A 6,049-nucleotide genomic window follows, 5' to 3' on the forward strand; every position below is an offset into this window, starting at 1 on the left:
GGCGGATGCCGAGGACCTGGTCCAGGCCCGAACCGGGCCGGCGCGACCGGGCTGACCTGGTGGAATGTGCGCACGACGGAAGTTGTCGTACCTCAGGGCTAGAGTTGCTCGGGCGTCTTTCCTGCGCTTCGACAACCTCGAAAAACCGCTCAGACCGTCCTCTGAACGGACAGATCCGTCTCACATTCTTCTTCCGGGAGTACACGGACCGTGGCCGACCGACTGATCATCCGTGGCGCGCGCGAGCACAACCTGCGTGACGTCAGTCTCGACCTGCCCCGGGATGCCCTGATCGTCTTCACCGGGCTCTCCGGGTCGGGCAAGTCGAGCCTGGCGTTCGACACCATCTTCGCCGAGGGTCAGCGGCGCTACGTGGAGTCGCTGTCGTCGTACGCCCGGCAGTTCCTCGGCCAGATGGACAAGCCCGACGTCGACTTCATCGAGGGCCTCAGCCCGGCGGTCTCCATCGACCAGAAGTCCACCTCGCGCAACCCGCGTTCCACCGTCGGCACCATCACCGAGGTCTACGACTACCTGCGGCTGCTGTTCGCCCGCATCGGTGAGCCGCACTGCCCGGTCTGCGGCGAGCGGATCTCCCGGCAGAGCCCGCAGCAGATCGTCGACCGGGTGCTGGCCATGGCCGAGGGCACCCGGTTCATGGTGCTCGCCCCGGTGGTGCGCGGCCGCAAGGGCGAATACGTTGACCTCTTCGCCGAGCTGCAGGCCAAGGGCTACGCCCGGGCCCGGGTCGACGGCGTGGTGCACCCGCTGACCGAGCCGCCGAAGCTCAAGAAGCAGGAGAAGCACACCATCGAGGTGGTGATCGACCGGCTCAGCGTCAAGCCCAGCGCCAAGCAGCGGCTGACCGACTCGGTCGAGGCGGCGCTCGGCCTCTCCGGCGGCCTGGTGCTGCTCGACTTCGTCGACCTGGCCGAGGACGACCCGGACCGGGAACGCCGGTTCTCCGAGCACCTGGCCTGCCCCAACGACCACCCCCTCGCCATCGAGGATCTGGAGCCCCGGGTCTTCTCCTTCAACGCCCCGTACGGCGCCTGCCCGGAGTGCACCGGGCTGGGCACCAAGAAGGAGGTCGACCCGGAGCTGGTGATCCCGGACCCGGAGCGCACCCTGCGCGAGGGTGCCCTCCAGCCCTGGGCCACCGGGCACAACCTGGAATATTTCCTCCGTCTGCTGGAGGCGCTCGGCGAGGCCGAGCACTTCGACCTGGACACCCCGTGGCGGGCCCTGCCCTCCCGGGTGCAGAAGATGATCCTGCACGGCTCCGACGACCAGGTGCACGTCCGTTACCGCAACAAGTACGGCCGTGAGCGCTCCTACTACACCGGCTTCGAGGGTGTGGTGCAGTGGATCGAGCGCCGCCACACCGACACCGAGTCGGAGTGGTCGCGGGAGAAGTACGAGGGCTACATGCGGGACGTGCCCTGCGCGGCCTGCGGCGGCACCCGGCTCAAGCCGGAGGTGCTCGCGGTCACCCTGGCTGGTCGGAGCATCGCCGAGGTGTGCAACCTGTCCGTCGGCGAGGCGGCCGAGCTGCTCGCCGGCATCGAGCTCACCGACCGGCAGAAGATGATCGCCGAGCGGGTGCTCAAGGAGATCAACGCCCGGCTGAAGTTCCTGCTCGACGTCGGCCTGGACTACCTCTCCCTGGACCGTCCGGCGGGCACCCTCTCCGGTGGTGAGGCGCAGCGCATCCGGCTCGCCACCCAGATCGGCTCCGGCCTGGTCGGCGTCCTCTACGTGCTCGACGAGCCGTCCATCGGCCTGCACCAGCGGGACAATCACCGCCTGATCGAGACGCTGCTGCGGCTGCGGGGGCTGGGCAACACGCTGATTGTGGTCGAGCACGACGAGGACACCATTCGGGTCGCCGACTGGATCGTCGACATCGGCCCGGGCGCCGGCGAGCACGGCGGCCGGATCGTGCACAGCGGCTCGGTGCCAGCCCTGCTGGAGAACGACGACTCGGTCACCGGGGCGTACCTGTCCGGGCGGAAGGTGATCCCGACGCCGAAGCAGCGCCGCCCGCAGACCCCGGGCCGTGAGCTGGTGGTGCACGGGGCGCGCGAACACAACCTGCGCAACCTCACCGTGTCGTTCCCGCTCGGTCAGCTCATCGCGGTCACCGGGGTCAGCGGCTCCGGCAAGTCGACGCTGGTCAACGACATCCTCTACGCGGTCCTGGCCAACCAGATCAACGGCGCTCGGCTGGTCCCCGGCCGGCACACCCGGGTCAGCGGCCTGGAGCACGTGGACAAGGTCGTCGGCGTCGACCAGTCGCCGATCGGCCGGACCCCCCGGTCGAACCCGGCCACCTACACCGGCGTCTGGGACCACATCCGCAAGCTCTTCGCCGAGACCACCGAGGCCAAGGTCCGGGGGTACGGGCCGGGCCGGTTCTCGTTCAACGTCAAGGGCGGGCGCTGCGAGGCGTGCTCCGGCGACGGCACCATCAAGATCGAGATGAACTTCCTGCCGGACGTCTACGTCCCGTGCGAGGTGTGCAAGGGCGCCCGATACAACCGGGAGACCCTGGAGGTGCACTACAAGGGCCGGACGGTCGCCGAGGTGCTGGACATGCCGATCGAGGAGGCGGCCGAGTTCTTCTCCGCCATCCCGGCCATCCACCGGCACCTCAAGACGCTGGTCGACGTGGGCCTCGGGTACGTCCGCCTCGGTCAGCCCGCCCCGACGCTCTCCGGCGGCGAGGCGCAGCGCGTCAAGCTCGCCTCCGAGCTGCAGAAGCGCTCCACCGGCCGGACGGTCTACGTGCTCGACGAGCCGACCACCGGTCTGCACTTCGAGGACATCCGCAAGCTGCTGATGGTCCTGGAGGGCCTGGTCGACAAGGGCAACACGGTGATCACCATCGAGCACAACCTCGACGTGATCAAGACGGCCGACTGGATCATCGACATGGGCCCGGAGGGTGGCCATCGGGGCGGCACGGTGTTGGCCACCGGCACCCCGGAGGAGGTCGCCGAGGTGCCGGAGAGCCACACCGGCCAGTTCCTGCGCCCGATGCTCAAGCTCGACGGCGAGGCCAAGGGTGCCAAGGCGGCCACGACCCGGGCGGCGAAGGCCAACGGCGGTGGCGCGAAGCCGCGTACCCGGAAGGTGCCCGCCGGGGCGCACTGAACCGTACGGCACGGTGATTCGTGTTTGAATCTGTAGCCGCGCGTCGTCACGGTGCGGCGGTAGGCGAGAGAGGCCGGACATGGGTGATGACCAGATGCTGACCGCGCCGGGCACGCAGTCCCGGCGGGCCCTGCTGGCGGGTGCCGGTGCGGTCGGCGCGGCCATGGCGCTGGCCGCCTGCGGCACCGACGACGAGACGAGCCCGGCCGCCGCCGGCCCGACCAATGGCGGTTCCGGCGCGACCAGCGGCGATCCTGGTGCGACCGCCAGTGGCGGCGAAGTCATCGCCAAGACCTCCGACATCCCGGTCGGCGGTGGGGCCGTCTTCGCCGACAAGGGCGTCGTCGTCACCCAGCCGCAGGCGGGCCAGTTCAAGGGCTTCAGCCCGATCTGCACCCACCAGGGCTGCCCGGTGTCGAGGATCGAGGGTGACGCCATCGTCTGCACCTGCCACAACAGCCGCTTCTCGATCGTCGATGGTTCGGTCAAGCTGGGGCCCGCCCGCCGGCCGCTGCCCCCGAAGAACATCGAGGTCACCGGCGACCAGATCAGCCTGCCCTGACGCGACGGCGGTGGCGTGTCGGGGGTGCGGATTAGGCTTGCCCCGTGGCTGACCCCTCGACCTACCGTCCCGCACCTGGCACCATCCCGGATTCGCCGGGGGTCTACCGCTTCCGGGACGGCACCGGTCGGGTGATCTACGTCGGCAAGGCGCGCAACCTGCGCAGCCGGCTCAACTCCTACTTCGCTGATCCGGTCAACCTGCACCAGCGCACCCGGCAGATGGTGTTCACCGCCGAGTCGGTCGACTGGATCACCGTCGCCACGGAGGTGGAGGCGCTCCAGCAGGAATACACCTGGATCAAGCAGTACGACCCGAGGTTCAACGTCCGCTACCGCGACGACAAGTCGTACCCGTACCTGGCGGTGACCCTCGACGAGGAGTTCCCGCGGCTGCAGGTGATGCGCGGCGCCAAGCGCAAGGGGGTGCGCTACTTCGGGCCGTACTCGCACGCCTGGGCGATCCGCGAGACGCTGGACCTGCTGCTGCGTGTCTTCCCGGCGCGGACGTGCTCCTCGGGCGTGTTCAAGCGGGCCGGCCAGGTCGGCCGCCCCTGCCTGCTGGGCTACATCGGCAAGTGTTCCGCGCCGTGCGTCGGCAGCGTGACCGCGCAACGGCACCGGGAGATCGTCAACGGTTTCTGCGAATTCATGGCCGGGCGCACCGACACGATGGTCCGCACGCTCGAACGGGAGATGCGGGAGGCCAGCGAGCAGTTGGAGTTCGAGCGGGCCGCCCGGCTGCGTGACGACGTCGTCGCGCTGCGGCGGGCGATGGAGAAGCAGACGGTGGTGCTCGGCGACGGCACCGACGCCGACGTGGTGGCCTTCGCCGAAGACCCGCTCGAGGCCGCGGTGCAGGTCTTCCACGTCCGCGACGGGCGGGTGCGGGGCCAGCGCGGCTGGGTGGTGGAGAAGACCGAGGAGCTGACCACCGGCGACCTGGTGCACCACTTCTGCACCCAGGTCTACGGCGGTGAGCAGGGCGAGGCCGATGTGCCCCGCGAGCTGCTCGTCCCCGAGCTGCCCGGCGACGCCGAGGCGCTCGCCGACTGGCTCTCCGCCCGCCGGGGCAGTCGGGTGTCGCTGCGGGTGCCGCAGCGGGGCGATAAACGGTCGCTGCTGGAGACCGTGGAACGCAACGCGAAGGACGCGCTCGCCCGGCACAAGCTCAAGCGGGCCGGCGACCTGACCACCCGCAGCAAGGCCCTCGACGAGATCGCCGAGGCGCTCGACATGCGTACGTCGCCGCTGCGCATCGAGTGTTTCGACGTTTCCCAGATCCAGGGCACCGACGTCGTCGCCAGCATGGTCGTCTTCGAGGACGGGCTGCCCCGCAAGAGCGAATACCGCCGGTTCATCATCCGGGGCGCCACCGACGACCTGTCCGCTATGTCGGAGGTGCTGCGTCGGCGCTTCGCCCGCTACCTCGACGCCCGCGCGGAGACGGGGGAGATCGGCGAGGAGACCGCGGGTGACCCGGACCGTCCGGGTATCGACCCCACCACCGGGCGGCCGCGCAGGTTCGCGTACCCGCCGCAGCTGGTCGTGGTCGACGGCGGCGCGCCGCAGGTGGCGGCGGCCGCGCAGGCTCTCGCCGAGCTGGGCATCGACGACGTGGCGCTGTGCGGGCTGGCCAAGCGGCTGGAGGAGGTCTGGCTGCCCGAGGACGAGTTCCCGGTCATCCTGCCGCGTGCCTCGGAGGCGCTCTACCTGCTGCAACGCGTACGCGACGAGGCGCACCGGTTCGCCATCACCTTCCACCGGCAGCGGCGTTCGAAGCGGATGACCGAGTCGGCGCTGGACAACATCCCCGGCCTGGGCGAGGTACGCCGCAAGGCGCTGCTGCAGCACTTCGGCTCGCTCAAGCGGCTCTCCGCCGCCACGGTGGAGGAGATCACCGAGGTCCCCGGGGTGGGCAAGCGGACGGCCGAGTCGATCCTGGCCGCCCTGGACGAGGGCACCGGCCGGACCCCCAGTTGACGTCGAGATCTTGGACGGAAAAGGCCCCCTGGGGGCCGAAAGTTACCAAGATCTTCGCATGTCCTGATGAGCGGGACGCATTGTCCGGATGGTGGGCTCGGCGAGTCGGGGCTGGGTTCAGGGGTGTCCGGATCATCCTTAGTTGTCGGGTTTCCGTGTCTGGTGGTGCGCGGCGGGCGGCGGGATGTCGGGTATGGGGTGGGCTGTCCGTGTCCGTCCGGTTGGCGGCCGACCCGCAGGCGGAATGAGGCCGAGGTCGGGGGCGTTGTACATGGCTGACCGCGCCGCATCCCCGCGCCGGTCACCGGCCCACCACCACGGGCCCCCGGCCCGGCGGAATGATCCGCCA

3 protein-coding genes are annotated in these 6,049 nt (G+C 70.0%); all 3 read left to right on the forward strand.

The window, feature by feature from the left end:
• Nucleotides 1-210: 210 nt before the first annotated feature.
• The 3 genes from uvrA to uvrC all read left to right on the forward strand — a co-directional run bounded on the left by uvrA (nucleotide 211) and on the right by uvrC (nucleotide 5,700).
• Nucleotides 211-3,156: an excinuclease ABC subunit UvrA gene (gene uvrA, locus ABZ671_RS32230; RefSeq protein WP_357865191.1), complete on the forward strand. Its 2,946-nt coding sequence runs from the start codon at nucleotides 211-213 to the stop codon at nucleotides 3,154-3,156.
• A gap of 79 nt (nucleotides 3,157-3,235) precedes the next feature.
• The gene (locus tag ABZ671_RS32235; protein ID WP_357865193.1) at nucleotides 3,236-3,718 is read left to right on the forward strand and encodes a Rieske (2Fe-2S) protein; all 483 of its coding nucleotides are present in this window, start codon (nucleotides 3,236-3,238) and stop codon (nucleotides 3,716-3,718) included.
• Nucleotides 3,719-3,762: 44 nt separating this feature from the next.
• Nucleotides 3,763-5,700, forward strand: coding sequence for an excinuclease ABC subunit UvrC (uvrC, locus tag ABZ671_RS32240; RefSeq protein WP_357865196.1), 1,938 nt, complete (start codon nucleotides 3,763-3,765; stop codon nucleotides 5,698-5,700).
• Nucleotides 5,701-6,049: the final 349 nt, after the last annotated feature.

Source organism: Micromonospora sp. NPDC006766 (genome assembly GCF_040636055.1).
Classification (GTDB): domain Bacteria; phylum Actinomycetota; class Actinomycetes; order Mycobacteriales; family Micromonosporaceae; genus Micromonospora.

Bases quoted from the DNA above. Each gene is read 5' to 3' on its own strand.
- ABZ671_RS32235 (WP_357865193.1), top strand. From the start codon at position 3,236: ATGGGTGATGACCAGATGCTGACCGCGCCGGGCACGCAGTCCCGGCGG.